Raw genomic sequence first — 23804 nt, 5'->3', positions numbered from 1 at the left:
ATGAGTAGCTACACACCCAGGATGAGTAGATACACACCCAAAAAAAACGCTCCTTTCAAATTTATTTTATCCTGAAAAACCTCGAAAAAAGCCTGATTTCAATGCATTATGCGCATCAACTACGAATCGTTTGCATTGCCCCCCCCCCTACACCCAATGCAAATACCAATGCTAAGAACTTAGCATACAGCATTTAACTTGTTAAATCAACATCATTCCAAGACAAGATATTGACTAAATATGCGCAAAAAATCACCGAATTTGGGCAAACGTTTTTTCGCATTTGTGCAGCGCCAGCTTTTTTTAAAAAATGCCTTTAAACCTTCTGTAATGCAAGATTTTGGTAACTTGCAGCCCCAATCTTTTAAAATTTCCCACCATCAACACATTTAAGAAGTTTCCCATGAGACACCCTTATTTAGCGAAGCTCCTGTTTCTGCTATTGTTAGCGGGCTTTGGCTTCCTCCCTTCGGCGGCCTTTGCTCAGTCGACCGGTTCGGTTAGCGGCCGCGTCACCGATAGCAAAAACGAAGGCATTCCCGGCGCCACGGTACTCATCGAAGGCACTTCGCTGGGTAGCTCTTCAAGCGTAGACGGAACCTACAGCATTCAGAACGTGCCCGCTGGTCCGCACACTGTCGTGATTTCGTTCGTGGGCTACAATGCCGTGCGCCGTCCCGTGACGGTGGTGGCCGGCCAGAACGCCGAAGTATCGACGGGCCTGACCGAGAACACCACCCAACTGGCCGAGGCCGTGGTAGTGGGCTACGGCTCGCAGCGTCGGCAGGACCTGACGGGCGCCGTAGAGCAAATCTCGGAGAAGCAGTTTGTGAAGGGCCAGGTAACCAACCCCGAGCAACTGGTGCAGGGCAAAGTAGCCGGTGTGCAGATTACCACCGGTGGTGGTGCTCCCGGCTCGAACTCGCAGATTCTGATTCGCGGCGGTTCGTCGCTGTCGGCCTCGAACTCGCCGCTCATCATCATCGACGGCGTGCCGGTGGACAACACCAGCCTGGCCGGAGTTTCCAACCCCCTCAGCCTGATTAACCCCAACGACATCGAGAGCATCACCGTGCTCAAGGATGCTTCGTCGACCGCCATCTATGGGGTGCGCGCGTCGAACGGTGTGATTCTGGTGACTACCAAGAAAGGCCTGCAGGGCGATGCGATGCACGTCAACGTTTCGTCGCAGAACTCGGTGGCCAGCGCTTACAAGTACGTGCCGGTGCTGAGCGCCGACGACTACCGCGCCGTGGTGAACCAGTACGGCTCGGCTTCCCAAAAGGCTACGCTGGGCAAAGCCAGCACCGATTGGCAGAAGGAGATTTTCCGTCCGGCTTTCAGCAGCGACAACAACGTGAGCGTGAGCGGCTCGACCGGCGTGATTCCCTACCGCGTATCGGGTGGCTATCTGAGCCAGCAGGGCATTCTGAAGCGCAACGATTTGAAGCGTTTCAGCGGCGCCCTGAACCTGTCGCCGGTATTGCTCGATGGCAAGCTGCGCGTGAACCTGAACGTGAAAGGCACCTGGATTGACAACAACTTCTCGGACCAGAGCGCCGTGGGCAATGCCGTGAGCTTCGACCCCACGCAGCCCATCACGGTGGATGCTACCGGTGCCCCCACTGCCATCTACAGCGGTGCCGCCGGCAACCCCTTCGGCCTGACCAATGCCCAAATCAGCCGTTACGGCGGATACAGCGAGTTCAGCCAGTTGAACGACGACAAGACGGTTTCGCTGAACACCCTCTCGCCCCGCAACCCCATCGGCCTCATCAACCAGAGCCGCAACCGCAGCACCGTGAAACGGAGCATCGGCAACCTGCAGCTCGACTACAAACTGCCCTTCATCGACGGCCTGAGCGCCAACCTGAACATGGGCTACGACATCCAGCGCGGCCGTGGCACCACCTATGTGCCCGCCGAAGCAGCTTCGAACTTCAACCGCCAGGGTGTTAACAACATCTACGCCCAGGACTTGAACAACACCATTCTGGAAGCTTACGGCAAGTACGAGCACACCGTGGGCCCGGGCCGCCTGGAACTGCTGGCCGGCTACTCGTACCAGCGCTTCGAGAACCGCAACTACGTGTTTGCCGACTACCGCGCCAACGGCACGGAACTGAACCCGGTTTCGCTGAGCTACTCGAACCAGGATACTTACCTGAACACCAACGTACTGGTGAGCTACTACACCCGCCTGAACTACAACATTCAGGATAAGTACCTCTTCACCGGCACCTTCCGCGCTGACGGTACGTCGCGCTTCAGCCCTAACCACTTCGGCTACTTCCCGTCGGGCGCGTTTGCCTGGCGCATCAAGGGCGAGGAATTCCTGAAGAACTCGACCGCCATTTCGGACCTGAAACTGCGTGTGGGCTACGGCAAAACCGGCCAGCAGGACCTGGGCGGCAACTACTACCCCTTCCTGGCCAACCTGACGCTGAGCAACCTGTCGGCCTCGTATCAGCTGGGCTACAACGCCGACGGCACCCCCCGTTACATCCGCACCCTGCGGGCTGACCAGTACAACGCCAACATCACCTGGGAAACCACCACGACCTACAACGTGGGTCTGGACTACGGCTTCTTCGGCGGCCGCTTCTACGGCTCGGTTGATTTGTACAACCGGAAAACCGAGGACCTGCTCAACTTCGTAAACATTTCGGCCGGTTCGGGCCTGTCGAACGGTGGCACCTACAACGTGGGCTCGCTGACCAACAAAGGCGTTGAAGTAATTGCGAACGTGGACGCCGTGAAAGGCGACCGGTTCAACCTCACGGTAAACGCCAATGCTACGTTCAACCAGAACCGCCTCACGAAACTCACCGGTGCTGACGCTCCCGGCGACCTGGGCCAGCCCACGGGCGGCATTTCCGGCGGTGTCGGCAACAATATTCAAATCAACACGGTGGGCTACGCCAGCAACACCTTCTATGTAAACCAGCAAGTGTACGGTGCCGATGGCAAGCCGCTGCAGGGCGTCTACGTGGACCGCTCCGGCGATGGCACCATCGACAGCAAAGACCGGTACCGCTACAAGTCGTCGCGCCCCACGGTTATCCTCGGCGGCGGTGCCAACATGACCTACCAGAAACTGAGCCTGGCCTTCACGCTGCGCGCCAACCTGGGCAACTACGTGTACAACAACGTGCGCTCGAACTCTTTCTACGACATCAGCACCAACGGCTTCGTGCCGAACCGCAACCGTGAATTCTTGGATTCGCGCTTCAACGCCGCTCAGTACTTCTCCGATTACTTCGTGGAGAATGGCTCGTTCCTGCGCATGGAGAACCTGACCCTGGGCTACAACTTCGGCGAGATTATCCGCAAGGGCTCGAACGTAAGCGTGTCGCTGGCCGCTCAGAACCTGTTCCTCATCACCAACTACAAAGGCCTCGACCCCGAAGTAATTGGCGGCATCGACAACACGATTTATCCTCGTCCGCGCACTTTCACGGTGGGCATCAATGTTGGTATCTAAATCACGGCTTCATTCCTCCTTTACCATGAATCAAAAATTCACCCGTACCCTTGGAATGCTGGCCCTTGGTGCCATGCTGCTCCCGGTTGCATCCTGTAATAAAGACCTCGACCAGATTCCGAGCTACTCGGCCAACGCCGAGGTGGTGTACAAAACGGCCGCCAGCGCCGAGCAAGTTCTGGCCCGCCTCTACGCCACCTTCGCGGTGAGCGGCCAGACCGGCCCCGCCGGCAGCCCCGACATTTCGGGCATCGACGAAGGCTTCTCGAACTACCTGCGCCAGTACTGGCAGCTCCAGGAGATTACCACCGACGAGGCCATTCTGGGCTGGAACGATGGCAACCTCATTTTCGTGAACACCCTGCAGTGGAACGCCGACAACGAGTTTGTGCGCGCCACCTACGACCGGATTTTCTACGAAATCGGCCTCTGCAACGAGTTCATTCGCCAAACCACCGATGCCCGCCTGAGCGAGCGTGGCGTAACGGAATCGGATGCCAAGCTCATCCGTCAGTACCGCGCCGAAGCCCGCCTGTTGCGCGCCCTGAGCTACTGGCACGCCATTGACCTGTTTGGGGGTGGCCCGTTCACCGATGAGAACTCGGCCCTGGGCGTGAACCCGCCCTACTACACCCGTCAGCAGCTCTTCACCTACGTGGAGAACGAGCTGAAGAATCTGGACAAAGGCAAAGTGCTGCTGAACCCCCGCCAGGTGTACGGCCGCGCCGACCGCGCTATGCGCTGGACGCTGCAATCCAAGCTGTACCTGAACGCCAAGGTGTACACCAACACCGACCGCTCGGCCGATGCCGTAGTGTATGCTGACAGCGTCATCAACGCCGGTTATACCCTCACCCCGACCTACGCCAACTTGTTCCTGGCCGACAACAACACGACCGGGGCCAACGAGATTATCTTCCCAATTACGTTTGACGGGCTGCGCACCAAGACCTACGGTGGCATGACCTACCTCGTGCATGCTGCCGTGGGCCGGGCCGTATCGGCCAGCAGCGCGGGCATCAACGGTGGCTGGGCCGGCCTGCGCGCCAAGCCGCAGCTGACCAGTATCATCAACAACACGGGCGCTACCGACTCGCGCAAAGACATGGTGTTTACCCGCGGCCAGAACCCGAACGTAGATACGATTGGTGTATTCAGCAGCGGCCCGCTCATCACCAAGTACCGCAACGTGACTTCGGGTGGCAAACCCGGCTCCGATACGGTGGGTGACTTCCCGGACACCGACTTCCCCATGTTCCGCCTGGCCGACGTGCTTCTGATTAAGGCCGAAGGCTTGCTGCGCAAAGCCAGCCCCGACAAAGCCACCGCCCTGACCCTGATTAACCAGGTGCGGGCCCGTGCTACCGGCAACCTGACCAGCCACACCAACGACCTGCCCGCCCTGACCGGCGACGGCCTGGACGATGTCTTTAACGAGCGTACCCGGGAGCTGTTCTGGGAAGGCCAGCGTCGCACCGACCTTATCCGCTTCGGTAAGTTCACCAGCAACTACAACTGGCCCTTCAAAGGCGGCGTGAAAGCCGGCGCCGATGTGCCCGCTACCCGTGCGCTGTTCCCGCTGCCCACCACTGACCTGGTGGCGAACCCCAACCTGGCCGGCCACCAAAACCCGGGCTACTAAACTTTTTTCGGCCGGCCCGCTGTTCTCGGGCCGGCCACAATGGTTTTACATTTCTCTTCGATATTTTATGAAAAACTGGTTTCTCAATTTTGCAACCGGCGCAGCAATTCTGCTGGCGGTTGGCTCCTGTAAAAAGGACGAAAGCCAAGCCGTGCTGGGCACTAATGCCGCCCCGCAGTTGACGGCATCGGCTACCACGGCCACCATCAACCGGAACGATACCAGCCCGGCGGTGACGTACAGCTGGAAAGCGGCTGATTTTAACTACCAGGCAGCAATAACCTACACCCTGCAGTTTGCCAAGGCGGGCACCAACTTTGCCACCACGGTTGATTACAACGTAGGCAACGCGTTGAGCAAGTCATTCAACCAGACCGAGCTCAACGACGTGTACAACTCGCTCGACTGCACGCTCACGCCCGTGCCAACGGCATTGGATGTGCGGGTTAAATCGAGCGTAGGAGATGCTGCCGCAGCCCAAATTTCGGCACCTAAAAGCATCACTGCCACGCCTTATCTGGCCGTGACGTTGCCCAACGACCAGTGGGGTCTCGTGGGACCGGCCGGCGACGGCTGGCCCGGTTCGCCAAATCCTCCCATCACTGACCGCATGATGCCTTACGACTGCAAAGTACGGGCTTTTGTGCTGCGTATGCCGCTGAACGCCGGGGCTTTCAAGTTCCGTCGCAATCAGGACTGGGGTACTAACCTGGGCGGTGTTACCGGTGATTACACCAAAGGAGTAGCTCTCACCAAAAACGGCGCTGACTTGGTTATTACCACGCCTGGCACCTACACGGTGAAGCTGGAGGTTAACCGCGATGCTGCCGGCTTGCCGGTTGATGGCAAAGTGACCATTACCCCCTGATTTTACCCGTCAGCAATTCCTGACGGACTTTGTAAGCAGCCACCGGACCAAGTCCGGTGGCTGCTTTGCTTTTCGGGGTAGGAAGAAGCCTCTAAACAGGGCCGGCACTGTTGGTAAAATCGATGTTCCCAAGCCCGTGAACGACGTATCGCAACTATAAGCCTCGAAGCTGAACAATGCCTGTTGCAGAGTCGATTTTGCCCGTTTTAAGCATGAATTAGCTTTTTTTTCAGCAAATGACTCTTGCAATCGTTTGTTCATCCTGCCCCCTTCCCCACTTTCCAACCTGAATTGTTACTTTCGTTGCCCCCTTCATAATTCCCTCTCCTATGATACTTATTGCCGACGGCGGCTCAACGAAGTGCAGCTGGTGCCAGCTCGACGACGCGCACAACCGCGTGTACTTTAACACGGAGGGCTACAACCCCGATTTCATGGATACGGCGGCCATTGTGGCCTCGCTCAACCAGAACCTGCCCAGCACGCTGCCCCGCGAAGAAGTGACCGACGTGCATTTCTACGGCGCGGGCGTATCGTCGGCGCAGAAGGCGGAGGTGATTGCGGCGGCCCTACGCCAAGTGTTTCCCAAGACTAAGGCCCACGTGACCGAGGACCTGTTGGCGGCCGCCCGGGCGCTGCTGGGCCACAAGCCCGGCTTCGCGGCCATTCTGGGCACGGGCACCAACTCCTGCCTCTACGACGGCGAGAAAATCATTTACAACGTGGATTCGCTGGGGTATTTTCTGGGCGATGAAGGGTCGGGCTCGTACTTCGGCAAGCGGCTGCTGCGCGATTACCTGCGCGGCCTGCTGCCCGACGGCTTGCAGGAAATCTTCAAGGAAACCTACTCGCTGGGCACGCGCAACGACATTCTGGACCGCCTCTACAACCAGCCGCTGCCCAACCGCTACTTGGCCAATTTCGCCAAGTTTGCCTACGACCACAACAACGTGAGCTACTGCCGCGAAATTGTGCTCGAAGGTTTTGAGACCTTCTTCCAGAACCTGGTGCTGCACTACCCGCGCTTCCAGGAATACACCTTCAACTGCGTGGGTTCGGTGGGCTACAATTTCCGCGACGTGCTGACGCAGGTGGCCAAAACCCACGGCATGGAAGTGGGCAAGATTATCCGCTCCCCTATCGATGATTTGGTGGCGTACCACGACGAACTGCCGGTGCGGTAGAAGGTCGGATAGCGTCTGTCATCCTGAGCGCAGCGAAGGACCTTATCACGTTTGCACCGATTAGAATTACTGCAAACTATTTTTACATGATAAGGTCCTTCGCTGCGCTCAGGATGACAGACGTTTAAGAAACCGAAGTGCTCGATGAACTCCCCATAAAAAAAGGCCGCTTCCAGCTGGAAGCGGCCTTTTTTTGTGGCCTCAGGTAAGTGTTGTTAGTGCTGCACCACGAGGCGGGTGGTTTGCATCAGCTGGCCGGTGCTCAGGCGCACCACGTAGATGCCGTTAGCCAAATCCTGCACAGGCAGGGTGAGCTCGTGCGTGCCGGCTGCCTGCGTGGCGCGGCTGCTGATGGTGCGCACGGTAGCGCCCAGCACGTTGTGCACGGTAACCGTGACGGCGGCCGGCGCGGCCAGCTCATATTGCAGGCTGGCGGTGCTGCTGCTGGGGTTGGGCACGGCCACGAGGCGCAGGGCGTCGGTGCGGCGGGCGGTGGTGCTCAGCAGGGTAGCCTTTTTGAGGCGGCGCGTGGTGTACACGGCGTAGGCGCCGGGCGCCAGTGTGATGAGGGCGTTGGCGTTGGTCACGATGATGCTGTCGCCGGAGAGATAGTTGTACCACTTGCCGGTGCGCTGGAAGGCGGGGTCAATGGTGGTGCTCACCACGTCGAAGTTGCCGATGACGGTGATGTTCTGGGTGGCGTTGCTCACGTGGATGGACTTGCCGGCGCCGGCCAGCTGCTGGGTGTAGCTGGTGGGGTTAGCGAAGGCCGGCTCCTGCTTTTTGAGGGCGATGAGGGCGCGCTGCACGTCGTAGAGCTGGCGGCGGTTGGCATCCTGGTAATACGTCCACACGGGCTGCTTGGCGCTCAGCTTGCACTGGTCGTTGCCATAGGGCGTGGGCACGGTGCCGTTCGAGCAGGTGAAGATGGACTTGTCGTAGCCGAGCTCGCCAAACTGCCACAGCATTTTGGGGCCGGGCACCGTGAAGAAGAAGGCCGACGCCAACTCGATGCGCGCCAGGGCGGTGTTGAGGTCGCGGGTGCTGTAGCTGCCCGAAGAGTTGCCGAAGGTGAGGTTTTTGTACATCAGGCGCTCCTCGTCGTGGCTTTCCATGTAGGTCACCAGGTTGGGGCTGTTCCAGCCGCGGCCGCCCTGGGCGGCGCTGCCATAGTAGCCGTAGCTGAAGTTGGAGTTGGACAGGTAGCCCATCGTGGCCTCGTTGTAGTTGGTGTTGGCGTTGCCCCAAATCATGAGGCCGGCATCGGCCAAGGTTTTGGCTTCGCGGTTTTCGGGGAAGTGCTCCAGAATGGGGTACAGGTTCGGGTCGACGCCAATCATGTGCTGATAGTAGTCCAGCCAGATGTTGATGCGGCTCTGGTCGTAGTTGCCGTAGGTGCTGCCCGTGCTTTGCTGCTGCGTGAAGCCGCCAGCCAAGTCAAACCGGTAACCATCAATGTGATACTCCTGGAGCCAGAACGACATCACCTGCTTCGAGAAGTACTTGGTGAAGGCGCTTTCGTGGTTGAAATCGTTGTAGACGCTGTAAGGGTGCGGGGCCGTCACGTTGAACCACGGGTTGTCGGCCGTGGGGCCGGCCGTGCTGCCGTAAAGCTGCACCATCGGGCACTGGCCGGTGGCGTGGTTGAGCACCATGTCCATAATCACGGCGATGCCGCGGCGGTGGCACTCGTCGATGAACTGCTTGAAAGCCTGCTTGGTGCCGTAGTATTTGTCGGGCGCGAAGAAGAAATCAGGGCTGTAGCCCCAGTTATCGTTGCCGTCGAACTCGTTGACGGGCATCAGCTCGATGGCATTCACGCCGAGGCGCGAGAGGTAATTCAGCGTGTCGCGCACGGTCTGGTAATCGTGGAAGGCCGTGAAGTCGCGCATCAGCAACTCGTACACCACCAGGTTGGTGCGGCTGGGGCGTTGGAAATTGGTGGCCGTCCACACGTAGGGCGTCTGGTTGGTTTGCAGCACCGACACGATGCCCGTGGTGCGGCCCGTGGGGTAGGCCTTCAGGTTGGGGTAGGTACGGGCGGGAATGTACTGGTCGTCGTTCGGGTCCAGGATTTTCTCGCAGTAGGGGTCGGCTACGCGCAGGGTGCCGTCCACGAGGTACTGGTAGGCGTATTCGCGGCCGGGCGTGAGGCCATTGATTTGCACCCACCAACGGTTGCCGTCGGGGGTCTTGTTCATGTAGCTGGCGTTGGTAGTCTGCCAGTTGTTGAACTCGCCGATGGCGTAGGCAAACTGCTTATTCGGGGCCGTCAGGTTGAGAATAACCGACGTGCCGCCATTCAGATAGGTAATGCCGTCCTTGGCACCGGTGGGCAACGCAGCCACGGTCACGGCGGGGCGCACCACAAAAATCAGCGAATCGACGGCCGTCGAAGCGCCCGCAGTCGCCGTGAAGCGCACCACGTTGCGGCCGCTGGCGGCCGTTACGGTGGTGGTGAGGGTAGTGGCGCTGGCCTGGCTGGCCACCTGCGTGCCGTTGAGGCTAAAGGCCAGGTTGGCAGTGGCCGAGGCCGTGCCCGTCACGCTGACTTGCGCGCCCAGGTTCACGAACAGCGGGTTGCCGTTGGCATTGGCGGTCGGGTTGGTGATGCGGGCCGACAGGGCAGCTGTCGAAGCATCCACGAAAATGTCGCCGCCGCTCGCGTTCCGGCCCACAATGGAGCCGTCGGCATTCTTGAAAATCATGCCCAGACGCAGCAGCGTCTCACCCGTCGGAATGGGATAATAGGTGCGCGGCGTGAAGGTGATAGTATAGATGTTGGGGTTGCTGGCGCTGCGCGTCATCAGCGCGGTGGGGTCGGCCACGCCGAAGGTGGGGCTGTGCACGTTGCGCCAGTTGGTGTTGCTGGAGCTCAGGCTGGTCACGGTGCCGGTCCAGATGTATACGTTGCCGGTGAAGTTATTCAGCGCCCCGTTGCCCTGACTGGCATCGTAAGTGATGGTAACGGGCGTGGTATCGGTAAAGAATACCGGCGAGGTGGTGACCTGAGCTTGGGCGGTCCAAGCCACGAGGGTCAACAGCAGGGCTGTCAGGCGTCGAAATGTTTGCATTGGGAATTATTAGGATGCGAAATGATTAGGAAGTGGCTAAGGGAAACAGAGTTATGAGGCTGAAGTGGGAGCTTGTCGAAACGTTTGCCAAGCCTGTAATTAATTGTTTTTGTTGGCAAACCAAGCCGCAAGATACGCTATGGGGGTCAGCAACCGGCTTTATGGAACGTACCTTTGGCTACTATTTACGGCCCTTATGGCGCTTGTTTCGTTGTTTTTGAATTCACTCGGGCGCAGGCGTTGGGCCGGGCTGGTGGTGGGCAGTATGCTGGCCGGGCCATTGGCGGGCCACGCCCAGGCCCCGCTTCGTACCGACAGCGCGGGCGCCCCGCAGGTTCCCACGGTTCGTACTTCCTCACTCAGTAATTTTCCCGTCGATTCGGCGGCGCTGCGCAAGCGCCGTTTGCGCCTGCTGGTGGGTGGCACGGCCCTGAGCTATGGCGTGATTTATACGGGCCTTACTACGGCCTGGTACACGGGCGAGCGCACCTCGTTGCATTGGTTCAACGACCTGCCCGAGTGGCAGCAGCTTGACAAGTGCGGGCACTTCTGGGGCGCGTTTCAGGAAAGCCGGGGCGCGGTGGACATGCTGCGCTGGGCCGGCCTGAGCGAGAAAAAAGCCATTTGGTACGGCTCCTTCGTGGGCTTCGTGGTGCAGAGCCCGATTGAAATCCTCGACGGCTTCGACCCGGCCTACGGCGCATCGGCCACCGATTTGGCGGCCAACTTTCTGGGCTCGGCCGGGCTGCTGGCCCAGCAGTTGGCCTGGCACGATGTCCGCATTATGCCCAAATGGTCGTTCCACCTCACCAGCTACGCCAAAATGCGGCCCAACACACTGGGCAACAACGTGCCCGAGCGCCTGTTGAAAGACTACAACGGCCAGACCTACTGGCTGTGCGCCGACGTGGGCGCGTTCCTCAAGCCCAGCAACCGCTGGCCGCGCTGGTTGCAGCCCGCCTTTGGCTACGGCGGCCAGGACATGGTGTACAACGACGACGGTACCAACGCTGCCCAGGGCCTGCGCCCCTACCGTCAGTTCTACCTCTCGCTCGACGTGGATTTACGCCGCATTCCCACCCGTAGCGTGCTGCTGAAGCGCGTATTCTACACACTCAGCATTTTCCACTTGCCGGCCCCGGCGCTGGAGTACAACCCACGCAACGGTTTCGGATTCCACGGGCTCTATATGTAAGGCCAGGCGGGGTCAAAAAACGGAATATCCATCCGCGCCGCCCATCTACCCGTACTTTTGACGAACCCACCCCATGCCGCCCGCTGTTCTACTCATTCAAGCAACAGCGCCTGCCGGTGTAAACCTGTGATATTATGAACGTAGGAGATAGAGTCCGGCTCCTGACCGGCACCGAAGAAGGAATTGTTACGCGCCTGCTCGACAGCGAGCTGGTAGAAGTGGCCATTGACAACGATTTTACCATTCCCGTGCTGCGCCGCGAAGTGGTGGTAGTGGCTCAGGAAGAAGGCAAGAACTTCGACCGCGCCGCCCCCGACTACGGCCCCGGCCAGACGCCCGGCAAAAACGCCAATGCCAGCAAGAAGGATAACAGCAAGCGCCCCTCGGCCGCGCCGGCCGCGCCCAAGCCGGTGCAGCCCTCGCTCCAGGAGGCCCTGGCAGCTGCCGCGTCGAGCGGAGCGGGCGTGGCCCGGCCTGTGAATACTGGCCCGGGCAGCCGCGGAGCCGCAGCCGCCAACGGCAAGCAGCCGGCCGCGGCCAAAGGCCTGTTTCTGGCCCTGGTGCACCAGTCACCGGAGCTGCTGGGCGTCACGCTCATCAACAACACCGAGGCCGATGTGCTTTTCACCTACGGCGAGGAAACCACTGCCCGCCCCTACCGCGCCCTGGCCGCCGATAAGCTCGGCCCCAAAACCAGCACCAAGCCCCTCTCCTTCCTGCACATGAAGGACTTCGAGACCTGGCCCGCCGTGGTGTTCCAGCTGCTGCCCACCAAGCTGAATGGTGATGCGGCCTATGAGCTGCTCACCAAGCGGCAGGCCTTCAAGGCCAGCACGTTCTACGGCAGCCAGAAGCCTGCGCCGGTGATTAACAAGGATGCCTACCTCTTCCAGCTGGATGAGAAAGCCGCTGCCGCCATCGCGCCTGAGAAGCTCGCCGAGGAAGCTCCGGCTCCCGCCGCCCCCGCCAAACCCGCCGGCGTGGATGCAGCCGCCCTCAAGGCCCAGCTCAGCGGCGATGCGCCTGCTAAGCCGGCCGCCGTGGTAGCTGCCGCTGCGCCCGCCAAACCGGCCGCACCCGTGGTGGCTCCGCCGCATGAGCTTGACCTGCACCTCGAAGCCCTGCTGCCCGACAACAAAGAGGAGCTGAGCAACACCGCCATTCTGCGCCTCCAGCTCGATGCCTTTGAAGACGCGCTGAGCCGCGCCCTGGCCACCAACATGCACGAAATCGTGTTCATCCACGGCATGGGCAACGGGGTGCTGCGCAAGGAAATCCACCGCCAGCTGAGCCGCAACAAGGACATCAAGTTCTTCGAGGATGCCCGCAAGGAGAAGTTTGGTTTCGGGGCCACGCTGGTGCGGCTGAAGTAGCCGGCACCACACAGCAACCCGCCGCCATTCTTCCTTTTACCGAGAAAAAGCACCCATTCGGCTCCGGCGGCCGGATGGGTGCTTTTTTTCATCCATTAACCATCAGCGGGATTGTATTTTTGTAATCCTGGCAATCCCATTTATTTACTTACGGCTTATTTAATGACCAAACTCTACTTTGCGGCGGCCCTCCTGCTGGCGACACCCGTCGCGGCCCAGGACCTGACCAATGCGGGCGCGACCATCACGGTGCAGTCCGGCACGACCGTGTACGTGGGCTCCGGCGGCCTTAGCAACCAGGCCGGCAGTACCATCACCAACCAGGGCACATTGCGCGTGGACGGCCCCACCGCCAACGCCGGCACCCTCGACCTGGGCAGCGGGGCGCTGGAGGTGCGCGGCAACTTTGCCAACTCGGGTGCCATCGTGCCCGGCACCAGCCCGGTCACCTTCAGCGGCACCACCGACCAGCTGCTCACCCCTGGCGGAGCTACCCTCTACCAGCTGCTGCTAAACAAGCCCACTGCCGGGGCCAACACCCTGCGTCTGGCCGACGACCTCACGGTGAGCAACCTGCTCAGCCTGACCAACGGCCTCATCACCACCAAAAATGGCAGCACCGTTAATACGCTGCGCCTGCCCAACGGGGCCACGCTCGCGGGCGAGGCTTCCGGCCGCTACGTGCTGGGCAGCCTCGAAATCACGCGCAGCGCCGTGAGCGGGACGGCCGTAAACTTCGGCCACGGGGCCGTGCTCGACCCTACTTCAAACAACCTGGGCACGGTGGTCATTACCCGCACGGCGGGCCTGCTGACGGACGATGTGAGCCGGGGCGTGAACTTTGCCAACACTGCTTACAAGGGCATCGACCGCATCTGGACCGTGGTGCCGGCCACGCAGCCCAGCGCAGCCGTGCAGCTCACCCTGAGCTGGCTGCCCGACAACGACAACGGCCTGACCGACTTCAGCCAGGCCCGCGTGTGGCAGCAAACCACTGCCGGCCAGCCCTGGGCCGTGCGCAGCCCCGTGGCCAACGCCAGCACCCGCAGCATCTCGATGAGCCCCACCTCGCTCAGCCGCTTTACGGTGAGCAACGCGGCCAACCCGCTACCCGTCACCCTCGTCGATTTCTTGGCGCAGGCCGACGGGCCGGCAGCCGTGCGCCTGAGCTGGACTACCGCCCAGGAGCTGAACAACGCCGGCTTCACCATAGAGCGTAGCCTCGATGCCCGCACGTTTGCCGCCATTGGCACGGTGGCCGGGGCGGGCACCAGCACCACCCGCCACGACTACGCCCTGCTCGACGCAAAGCTGCCCGGCAGCGTGACCGTGCTCTACTACCGCCTGCGCCAGACGGACGCCAGCGGCGAGGTTAGCTACTCGCCCATTCGCTCGGTGGCGCTGGCGCCGCAGGCGGCGGGCTTTGCCGTGTACCCCACCCACGTGGCTGCCGGGCAGGCCGCTACTTACCTCTACACCGGTCCGGCCGAGGCTGGCACCCTGCAGGTGCTCGACCTGCTGGGGCGCACCGTGCGCACCCTGGCAGTAGACGGCCGTGCCACCGGCGAAGTGCTCCTGGCCGGTTTGGCCATTGGCAGCTACGTGCTGCGCTACACCACGGCCACGACCCGCTTCACCAGCCGCTGCGTGGTGGAGTAGCCTTTTTGTCTCATCCGCCTTATCCTCAGCTCGTTTACGATTAATGAATAATCTTTTTACTCCTGCTTATTTCTATCGGGGCCTGGCCCTTACGGCTTTGCTGGTAGCCAGCAGCCTGGCCGCCCAGGCGCAGGGCGTGCGCATTGGCGCAACCGGCGCGCCCGATGCCTCGGCCATTCTTGAGCTGGTGAGCGGCACCAAGGGCGCGCTGCTGCCCCGCGTGGCCGCTACCACTGATGTGACCAGCCCCGCTACCGGCCTGGTAGTATACCAAACCGGCGGCACCGCCGGCTATTACTACAACGCGGGCACCACCACCAGTCCTAACTGGTTGCAGCTGGTGAGTTCGTCGCAGCTGGCCGTGACTAATGGCAACGTAAGCAGTTTGAATAGCCAGTTGAGTACCCAGACAACCTCTTTGAGCGCACAAATCAGCGTGCTTAGTTCCAGCGCAGTGACCTCGGCCAGCAATGGCCTGACGAAATCCGGGTCGAATGTTGTGCTCGGCGGCACCCTCACGCAGGCTACCACCATTGCCACGGGTGGCAAAAACCTCACTATTACGGGCACTGGCAACGTGGGCATCGGCACCAGCAGCGCGCCCACTAGCACGCTGCAGGTGGTGGGTACCAATGCCGTGGGCGTGGTTATGAACGTGGCTGGCAACAACAGCGGCACCCTGCTCACGGGTGGCGGCTACCTGGGCCTGAACCCTGCTAACGGAGCCGACTATTACTTGCTGCCCGATGCCGCTACCTGCGTGGGCCGCGTGTATTACCTGCGCAACAACAGCTCTTCCAACATTGCCTATGTGGGCACCCAGGGTGGTCTCATATTCGATGGCGGGGCGACGGCCGCAGCAGCCGCACCTTACTTCATGCAGACTTCCGGCGCTACCAAAACCCTCACCGCCATTTCCGACGGTACCAACTGGACCGTTATCCGGAGCGGTAACTAGCAGCCGCCGGCCCCGGTGGCCGGCATTGCCACCACAGCCCCCGGCGGCCCGGCCGGGGGCATTTTTATGGCTTCCGCGCCCACCCGCAGGGCATCGGCCCGTGCCACATTACCATCTGGCTTGCAATAAAACCTTGCGCCCCCCCGCCTTAGGCGGAGACCATTCCTACTTGATATGACGAACCTCTTCCCCCGCCTGGGCGGCGTGCTGCTGCTGGCCCTGCCCTTCTTTGCCCAGGCTCAGAACGTGGGCATCGGCACCAACAGCCCCACCCAGAAGCTCGACGTGAACGGCAACCTGCGCGTGCGCAGCCTCGGCGGCACCGACACCCGCCTGCTGCAGGTTGATGCCGCTGGCAGCCTCAGCCCCGCAGCCACCGCTTATCCGGCTTCGGCGGCGGTTGTTCCGGCGCTGGCCAGCACCGTCACCAGCCTCAACAACCCGCTGGTGGCTGTGAGCGGCACGCTGGCGGTGGTGCTCAACAAAGGCGCTGGCACCCTCAGCCTCTACGATGCCAGCAACCCCGCCGCGCTGGTGCTGCGCGGCACGGCCACGGGCATCAGCTCCGGGGTGGAAGTGGCCGTGAGTGGCAGCACGGCCGCCGTGCTCAGCAGCGCGGGCACGGGCTCGGTGCTGCTTTATACCCTGGGCAGCGGGGCCCCGACGCTGGTGAATACGCTGACCCCGCCCGCGTCGTCGAACGGGACTTACAGCGGTATTGCCCTAACCGGCACGATGCTGTACGCCACCTTCGACCGCAGCGGCTCCTACGGCTACCTCTACGCCTACGACGTGAGCGCGCCCGGCACCACCAACCTGCTGAACCCAACCGCGCCCTGCACCACCTGCACCACCGGCAATTCCGGCTACTTCACGCCCCAGACGGTGGCGGCGGCGGGCAATTTCGTGGCCGTGGGCCACGCCTACGCCGGCGCCGCGCTGCTCGACGTGAGCAACCCCGCTGCGATTACCCGCACCGGCCTGGTGGGCGGCACCACCGCCGGCGGTTACAATGGCCGTGACGAGCCCGTGGCCCTCAGCAGCAGCACCCTCTGCACCCTGAACCCCGCCACCGCCGAGCTGGCCACTTACAACGTGAGCGCCGCCGGGGCCCTCAGCCTGCGCCACCTCTACACCACCGCCGCTAACCCCGTGAGCGTGGCCCTGAACGGCAGCCTGGCCTACGTTGCCTGCCAAGGCAGCAGCACCCTGCAGATAATTGACGTGAGCGGGGCCAGCGCCGTGCTGCGCGGCACGGTGGCCCTCGATGCCAGCGCCAACAACGTGGCCGTGACCAGCGCCCTGGCACTAGCCGCCAACGCCAGCGCTGCCAACGACCTGCAGGTGTTCACCCAGCCCACCCGTGCGGTGGTGGTGAACCCCGACGGCACTGCCGGCAGCGCACCCACGCTCAGCAGCACCGACTTCATCCAGAACCAGACGGCTACGGCCCAGGCCGCCAGCTTTCGCATCAGCGGCAGCGCCGTGGTGGGCAGCAGCATGGGCATCGGCACCAGCGGCACCCTCACCAGCCCTTTGCAGGTAGCCGGCGCGGTGGCCCTGCCCTACACCACCACCGGCAGCACCGCTGGCACGTTCACGCTCACGGCGGCGCACTACACGGTGCGACGCTTTGGGGCCTGCAACAACCTCAGCATTCCGCAGGCCGGCACCTGCCCCGGCCGCGTGTATGTCATCATCAGCTCCAACGGGGCGGGCTCCAACGTGGGCTTGAGCGTGCAAACCTCCGGCGGCGTGTACGACGACGTAAACGGGGCCTACATCTCCTTTCTCACGCCCAACCAACGGCTATCCATCCAAAGCGACGGCACCGACTGGATTGTTATCGGGCGCTAAGCTCGAAGCTTTACGTGAATAACTCCTACCCCCAGCCATCTGGCTGGGGGCTTTTTTATGGGCGCAGCGCTGCTTTGCGCCAGCTGAAGGAGTTGGGGCCCGTTGCTATTAGTGCCAATGCGGCCGGCATTCCGGCTGGGGTAGCAGCCTCGCAACAGGGCGGGACTGCTGCTACGCTCCGTGGTACAGAACGACACAAAGCTGCCTGCCCATCGTTCCGAATCCTGTTGCCTGAATTACTATTGCGGGCAGGCAGGCCCAGTTGCGCGCTGCCTGGCCCGCGCGCGGGTCGTTTCCTTTTCCCTGTCCTTCACTTCACCCACTCCTGCCATGTACGACCTCATCGGCGACATCCACGGCCACGCTGCCGAGCTGCGCCAGCTTCTTGCGCAGCTTGATTACGCCCCCGATGCCCACGGCGTGTATCGCCACGCCGGCGGTCGGCAGGTCATTTTCGTGGGGGATTTCATCGACCGGGGGCCGGCCATTCGGGAGACGCTGCAAATTGTGCGCGGCATGGTGGACGGCGGCGCAGCTCTCGCCGTGATGGGCAACCACGAGTACAACGCGCTGGCGTTCTGGTCATTCTACCCCGGCGGCGGGCACATTCGCCCCCACCTGCCCCACCACATCCTGCAGCACCTCGAAACCATTAAGGAATTCCGCAGCAAGGAGCTTTTCGTGGAGTGGCAGGACTACCTGGCGTGGTTCTACACGCTGCCGCTGTTTCTGGAGCTGCCCGGCCTGCGTGTGGTACACGCCTGCTGGGACGCCCGCTACATCGCCCAGCTGCGTGCCTGGCTGCCCGACGACCGCCTCACGCCCGAGTTTCTGCTGCGCGCCAGCCGCAAAGGCTCGGCGGAGATGGATGCCGTGGAAATCACCCTCAAAGGCCACGAAACCGACCTGCCGGGCCCCCACCATTTCTTCGATAAGGACGGCCACCGCCGCACCAAGATGCGCACCGCCTGGTGGCGCGACCCCGCCGCCGCTACCTACAACGACTACTTCCTCGAACCCATCGAAGCCCTGGCCGGCCAGCCCGTGGACGTAGCCGCCCTGCCCAACAAGAGTTATTATCAGGACGAAACGCCCGTGTTCTTCGGCCATTACTGGCTGCGCGGCGAGCCCCGGCTGCTCACGCCCCACTCCGTGTGCCTCGACTACAGCGTGGCGCGGGGCGGCGAGTTGGTGGGCTACCGCTGGCACGGCGAGCAAACCCTCACGCCCGCCGGCCTGGTGCGCGCCTGAGCCGGAGGGGCGCCCCGGCACGGCCGGCGGAATATATTTAGGGCCGATTGTGCGCTTCCCCTTCACCCTTTTCCCTTTTTATTGATGCCCGACAATTCCCCCGCCGCCCCGCCGCTGCTACGTGCCCTGCCCCAACTGCCCGTGGGCGCTTTCTATGTCGCTGCTGGCCGGTACCACTCGCTGGCAATCCGGCCCGAGGGCTCGCTCTGGGCTTGGGGCAGCAACAGCTACGGCCAGCTCGGCGATGGCACCACTACCCCACGCAACGGCCCTGTGCGGGTAGGCCAGGACAACGACTGGCGCAGCGTGGCGGCCGGTCCCGGCCACAGCCTGGCCATTCGCACCGACGGCACGCTCTGGGCCTGGGGCCAGAACAGCTACTATCAGTTAGGCGACGGCACGGATGAAACCCGCCACCGGCCCGTGCAAATAGGCACCGCCACCGACTGGCAGTGCGTGAGCGCCGGCGACAGCCACTCGGTGGGCGTGCGGGCCAACGGCACTCTCTGGGCTTGGGGCTACAACGAGCACGACTTCCTGGGCGAGCTGGGCCCGGACAACACCATTCGACACCAGGCCCCCACCCAAATCGGCACCGACACCCGCTGGCGCAGCGTGAGCGCCGGCCTGCGCCACACCGTGGCCGTGCGCACCGACGACGAAGTATTTGCCTGGGGCTATAATGAGCAGGGCCAGCTCGGCGACGGCACCACCGACCTGCGGCCGCACCCCACCAGCCTCGGGGCCGTGCGCATGCGCACCGTGAGCGCCGGCACCCACCACACTATGGGCGCCAGCGCCGACGGCTCGCTCTGGGGCTGGGGCAATAACGGCCTCGGCCAACTCGGAACCGGCAACCAAGACGACCACCTCGTCCCCACCCGCGTGGGCACCGGCAGCGGCTGGCAAAACGTGAGTGCCGGCGAGATGCACACCCTGGCCCTCAGCAGCGCCCCCGGCGACGCGACGCGCAGCGGCTCGCTCTACGCCTTCGGGCTGAACCAGACCGGCCAGCTCGGCGACGGCAGCACCGATATGCGCCATGCGCCGGTGCGGGTGGATTTGGCCAGCGACTGGGACGCGCAGGGGTTTGGGGCCGGGGCCAGCCATTCGGTGGCGATGCGGTCTTACGGCCAGATTTGGGCCTGGGGCTACAACGACCAGGGCCAGGTGGGCCACCGCAGCCTGGGCGCCCACGCCAACCCCATCCCTCTGCAAGTAGGCAAGGACCGCAACTGGCGCAGCGTAAGCGCCGGCGGCATGCACACGCTGGCCATCCGCACGGATGGCACCCTTTGGGCCTGGGGCAACAACGGCTACGGCCAGCTCGGCGATGGCACCACCACCGACCGCCCCGCGCCGGTGCAGATTACTAACTATGGCGGCTGGCGCACTGTGCTGGCCGGCATGGCCCACAGCCTGGCCCTGCGCGACGACGGCACCCTCTACGCCTGGGGGGCCAACTTCTCGGGCCAGCTCGGGGTGGGGCAAATAATGAAGGACTGCTTCTGGCCCACCGCCATCAACAACGATATGCGGTGGCAGGCCGTGAGCGCCGGCCCCCAGCACACCCTGGCCGTGCGCGACGACGGCACCCTCTGGGCCTGGGGCGAAAACGAGCGGCACGAACTCGGCATCGGCAGTACCGACCCCTACTTCGAGCCCCGGCAGGTGGGCCGCGATACCAACTGGCGCAGCGTGAGCGCCGGCGCAGTATCCAGCCTGGCCTTGCGCACCGACGGCACCCTCTGGGCCTGGGGCGAAAACCCGCAGGCCCAGCCCGAGCCCTACCCCCACTACCCCACGCCCGCCGCCCTCTCCCCCGGCCAAACCTGGCAGGCCGCCTACGCCGGCAACGGCCAGCTCCTGGCCCGGCGCGCCGATGGCACCCTATGGGCCTGGAGCCAGTCGCCCGCCGGCCCTTACTCCGAAACCGCGCATGTCCTGCACGCGCTGCCCGCCCCGGCCACCGGCGGCTGGCGCGGCATTAGCCTGGGCACCACCCACGCCCTGGCCCTGGACACCAACAACACCCTCTACGCCTGGGGCAACAACAGCTCCGGCCAGCTCTGCGACGGTACCACCGATGCCTGCCAGCAGCCCGCCGTACTATTTCGCGGCCAGCAGTGGCAGTCGGCCAGTGCGGGCAACAGCCACTCCGCCGCCGTGCGCGACGACGGCACCCTCTGGATGTGGGGCGGCAACGAGTCGGGCCAGTTGGGTTTGGTGATGATGAGTGCCGTGCCGCTGCAGGTATTTTAGGTGCTGCCTGGTTATTAAGCCCGCTATTTTGAAAGGAACGTCATGCTCATCTGGTGTCCGCGCAGCCGAAGCATGACGTTCCTTTGTATTCTATTGCAGCCAAACGGCTGGTTTCATCGCCTATTCTTTCATGCGTTTACTCCCCTTTGCCCTCCTGCTGCTGGCCGGCCCCGCCCTGGCCCAGCGCCCGCTGCCCCTGCCGCGCAACCTGCAAGCCACTTACACCAAAGGCACCCGCGCCGAAACCGGCCAGCCCGGCCCCCGCTACTGGCAAAACACCGCCGATTACGAACTAGCCGTGAATTTCAACCCTGGCACCCGCCTGGTGTCCGGCACGGTCGACATCAAGTACATCAACAACAGCCCCGATTCGCTCCGGCAAATCTGGTTTAAGCTCTACCCCAACCTCTACCAGAAGGGCGCGCCCCGCAGCCGCGCAATTGCCCCGGAGGACGTGAGCGACGGCGTCAAAATCTTCAACCTCACCATCAACGGCGAGAGTTTTGACGTGAGCAAGCTCACCCCCGATGCTACCAATATGCCCGTGACTTTGCGCCGCGCCCTCAAGGCGCACCAAGTAGCCACGGTGCGCGCCACGTATGCTTACACGCTCAACAAAGGCTCGCACCAGCGCACCGGCGAGATTGAGCCGGGGGCCGATTTCGTGGCCTACTTCTTCCCGCGCATCGCCGTGTACGACGACCTCGACGGCTGGAACCGCGTGCCCTACACCGGCGACCAGGAATTCTACAACGACTTCTGCAACTTCAAAGCCGCCGTGACGGTGCCCAAAAACTTCGTGGTCTGGGCCACAGGCGACCTCACCAACGCCGCCGAAGTCCTGACTCCGAAATACGTCCAGCGCCTGCGCGATGCCGAGCAGCAGGATGCCGTGGTGAGCATCATCAGCGAGGACGATGCCAAGCGCCGCGACATCACCGCCCAGGCCGACCAGAACACCTGGCGCTTCGAGGCCAAAAACGTCACGGACTTCGTTTTCGCCACCGCCGACCACTACGTGTGGCAAAGCACCAGCCTGGTGGTGGACCCCGCCACCAAGCGCCGCACCCGCGTCGATGCCGCCTACAATCCCAAGCACGAGGACTACAAGGAAGTCATCAACTTCAGCCGCAAAACGGTGGAAGCCATGAGCTACACCTTCCCCCGCTGGCCCTTCCCTTACGCCCACGAAACCGTGTTCGACGGCCTCGACCAGATGGAGTACCCCATGATGGTGAACGACAACCCCACCGCCACCCGCGAAGACGCCATCACCCTCACCGACCACGAAATCTTTCACACGATGTTCCCCTTCTACATGGGCATCAACGAAACCAAGTACGGCTGGATGGACGAGGGCTGGGCCACCATCGGCGAGTGGCTGATTTCGGGCATCATCGACCCCAAGCTCGACGACGACTACGGCGTGGCCCGCTATGCCCAGAACGCCGCCACCGAGAACGACCTGCCCATCACCACGCTCAGCACCCAGCAAACCGGGATGCCCTTCTTCCTCAACTCCTACCCCAAGCCCGGTATGGGCTACCTCTACGTGAAGGACATGCTTGGCGACAAGCTTTTCACGCAGGCGCTGCACACCTACATCACCAACTGGAACGGCAAGCACCCCCTGCCCTACGACTTCTTCAACAGCATGAACACCGGGGCCAACCGCAACCTCAACTGGTTCTGGCAGCGCTGGTTCTTCGACGACGGCTACCCGGACCTGGCCATCAACAAAGTCACCAAAAGCACCGCCGGCTACGACGTCCTCGTGCAGGCCAAGGGCACCAAGCCCGTCCCCGTCGACCTCACCGTCACCTTCGCCGACAACACGACCCAGAAAATCCACCGCAGCATCGCCGTCTGGGAAACGGGGGCCAATTCCGTCACCGTGCCCATTCCCACCAAGCAACCCGTGAAGCGCGTGACGCTGGGCAGCACCCTCGTGCCCGACAGCTTCCCAAAGGATAATATGTGGGAAGGGAAGTAATTAAGCAGGGATAATACGGCTGGCGGGGTAAGGCCAGACAAGCTTGCCATTTCAATATTTAGCCTACCTTCGTTCCAAATATTTTTTCCAACTTTTTTCCAAACTCCATTTAAGTACGGTACATGAAAAACATTTTAAACCTTCTTTTCCTGGCAGTATTTGCTTGCACCGGCTTGCTACTCTCAGCCTGTGGCAGCACCAAGTCGGACCCTACCCCTACCGCACAGTCCGGCACCCTAAATGGTCAGATTACTCCTGCGACCTCGGTTACCACTGTAACGCTTACCGACGCAGCCAACAAAACCACCACTACTACTCCTAACTCGACGGGTGCCTACACCTTCACCGGGCTGGCAGCGGGCACCTACACGCTGAGCTTCACGGCTGCTACGGGCTACACAGCTCCGGCTAATCAGACCGGCGTAGTTATTACAGCCGGCGGCACTACCACCGCGACTCCAGTCACCGCTGCTGCTATCAGCACCAACAACAGCGCTAGTTTCAGCGTTGGTGGTGTGGCCACTTCCGCCAGCCTCGTACTGGGCAACTTGCAGTTCAACAACCTCTCCGTGACCATTGCCAGCGCGAGCGGCAAGTCCGTCGTATTCAACATTGACGGCTTCACGGGGGCGGCCGGCACCTTTTCGATGGCCACGCAGTCGACCAATTCCTCGCAGCTCATTTACAGCGAACAGGTGGGCACCTCTGCCCAGCAGTGGACCACCGCCGGTTTCCTGAGCAACAATCAGGGCACCGGCTCGGTCGTTATCACCACCGTTGGCACCAACCCCCGGCGGGTTTCGGGCACGTTCACGGCCACGGCTTACCCGGCTACCAGCGCCAGCACGGGCACCCGAACGATTACCGGCTCGTTTACCAACGTGACCTACTAGCACATCTGGCTTCTTGCACATTGCTTCAGCACCTCAGTCGGCGACAAGCCCGGCTGAGGTGTTTTTTTGCCTAATCAGACCGGCGAGCACTGCAATAATTGGCGACCCGTT

14 protein-coding genes are annotated in these 23804 nt (G+C 62.2%); 13 read left to right on the top strand and 1 reads right to left on the bottom strand.

All coding sequences use genetic code 11. The features are described 5' to 3' along the window. Window positions 1–403: 403 nt before the first annotated feature. The 4 genes from ACYVM5_RS16660 to ACYVM5_RS16645 all read left to right on the top strand — a co-directional run bounded on the left by ACYVM5_RS16660 (window position 404) and on the right by ACYVM5_RS16645 (window position 7178). Window positions 404–3484: a SusC/RagA family TonB-linked outer membrane protein gene (locus tag ACYVM5_RS16660; RefSeq protein WP_460619232.1), complete on the top strand. Its 3081-nt coding sequence runs from the start codon at window positions 404–406 to the stop codon at window positions 3482–3484. Window positions 3485–3509: 25 nt separating this feature from the next. Next, window positions 3510–5126, top strand: a complete 1617-nt coding sequence (locus ACYVM5_RS16655) for a RagB/SusD family nutrient uptake outer membrane protein (protein ID WP_460619231.1) — start codon at window positions 3510–3512, stop codon at window positions 5124–5126. Between the two features lie 67 nt (window positions 5127–5193). Then, the gene (locus tag ACYVM5_RS16650; protein ID WP_460619230.1) at window positions 5194–5994 is read left to right on the top strand and encodes a SusE domain-containing protein; all 801 of its coding nucleotides are present in this window, start codon (window positions 5194–5196) and stop codon (window positions 5992–5994) included. 329 nt (window positions 5995–6323) lie between these two features. Next, window positions 6324–7178: an N-acetylglucosamine kinase gene (locus ACYVM5_RS16645; protein WP_460619229.1), complete on the top strand. Its 855-nt coding sequence runs from the start codon at window positions 6324–6326 to the stop codon at window positions 7176–7178. A gap of 215 nt (window positions 7179–7393) precedes the next feature. Here the strand turns inward: ACYVM5_RS16645 and ACYVM5_RS16640 are convergent, their stop codons facing one another. Continuing rightward, a complete protein-coding gene (locus ACYVM5_RS16640) occupies window positions 7394–10252 on the bottom strand; it encodes a DUF4961 domain-containing protein (protein ID WP_460619228.1) in 2859 nt (952 codons plus the stop codon). Between the two features lie 217 nt (window positions 10253–10469). Between ACYVM5_RS16640 and ACYVM5_RS16635 the strand changes: the two genes are divergently transcribed. From ACYVM5_RS16635 to ACYVM5_RS16595, 9 genes are all read left to right on the top strand, one after another. Next, window positions 10470–11447 (top strand): DUF2279 domain-containing protein, encoded by a 978-nt coding sequence (locus tag ACYVM5_RS16635; protein WP_460619227.1) that lies wholly within the window; start codon window positions 10470–10472, stop codon window positions 11445–11447. 134 nt (window positions 11448–11581) lie between these two features. Continuing rightward, complete coding sequence (locus tag ACYVM5_RS16630) at window positions 11582–12820, top strand: Smr/MutS family protein (protein WP_460619226.1); 1239 nt, start codon at window positions 11582–11584, stop codon at window positions 12818–12820. 162 nt (window positions 12821–12982) lie between these two features. Continuing rightward, window positions 12983–14479, top strand: a complete 1497-nt coding sequence (locus ACYVM5_RS16625) for a hypothetical protein (protein WP_460619225.1) — start codon at window positions 12983–12985, stop codon at window positions 14477–14479. 43 nt (window positions 14480–14522) lie between these two features. Further along, window positions 14523–15437, top strand: coding sequence for a hypothetical protein (locus tag ACYVM5_RS16620; RefSeq protein ID WP_460619224.1), 915 nt, complete (start codon window positions 14523–14525; stop codon window positions 15435–15437). A gap of 174 nt (window positions 15438–15611) precedes the next feature. Further along, window positions 15612–17294, top strand: a complete 1683-nt coding sequence (locus ACYVM5_RS16615) for an LVIVD repeat-containing protein (protein ID WP_460619223.1) — start codon at window positions 15612–15614, stop codon at window positions 17292–17294. Window positions 17295–17624: 330 nt separating this feature from the next. Continuing rightward, window positions 17625–18545, top strand: coding sequence for a metallophosphoesterase family protein (locus tag ACYVM5_RS16610; RefSeq protein WP_460619222.1), 921 nt, complete (start codon window positions 17625–17627; stop codon window positions 18543–18545). A gap of 84 nt (window positions 18546–18629) precedes the next feature. Then, window positions 18630–20807 (top strand): RCC1 domain-containing protein, encoded by a 2178-nt coding sequence (locus ACYVM5_RS16605; protein WP_460619221.1) that lies wholly within the window; start codon window positions 18630–18632, stop codon window positions 20805–20807. A 130-nt stretch (window positions 20808–20937) separates the two neighbouring features. Further along, complete coding sequence (locus tag ACYVM5_RS16600; RefSeq protein WP_460619220.1) at window positions 20938–22800, top strand: M1 family metallopeptidase; 1863 nt, start codon at window positions 20938–20940, stop codon at window positions 22798–22800. A 122-nt stretch (window positions 22801–22922) separates the two neighbouring features. Then, window positions 22923–23693, top strand: a complete 771-nt coding sequence (locus tag ACYVM5_RS16595; RefSeq protein ID WP_460619219.1) for an SdrD B-like domain-containing protein — start codon at window positions 22923–22925, stop codon at window positions 23691–23693. Window positions 23694–23804 lie beyond the last annotated feature (111 nt).

It is taken from the genome of Hymenobacter ruber, from assembly GCF_054783255.1.
This window is presented reverse-complemented; position numbering and strand designations above follow the sequence as displayed.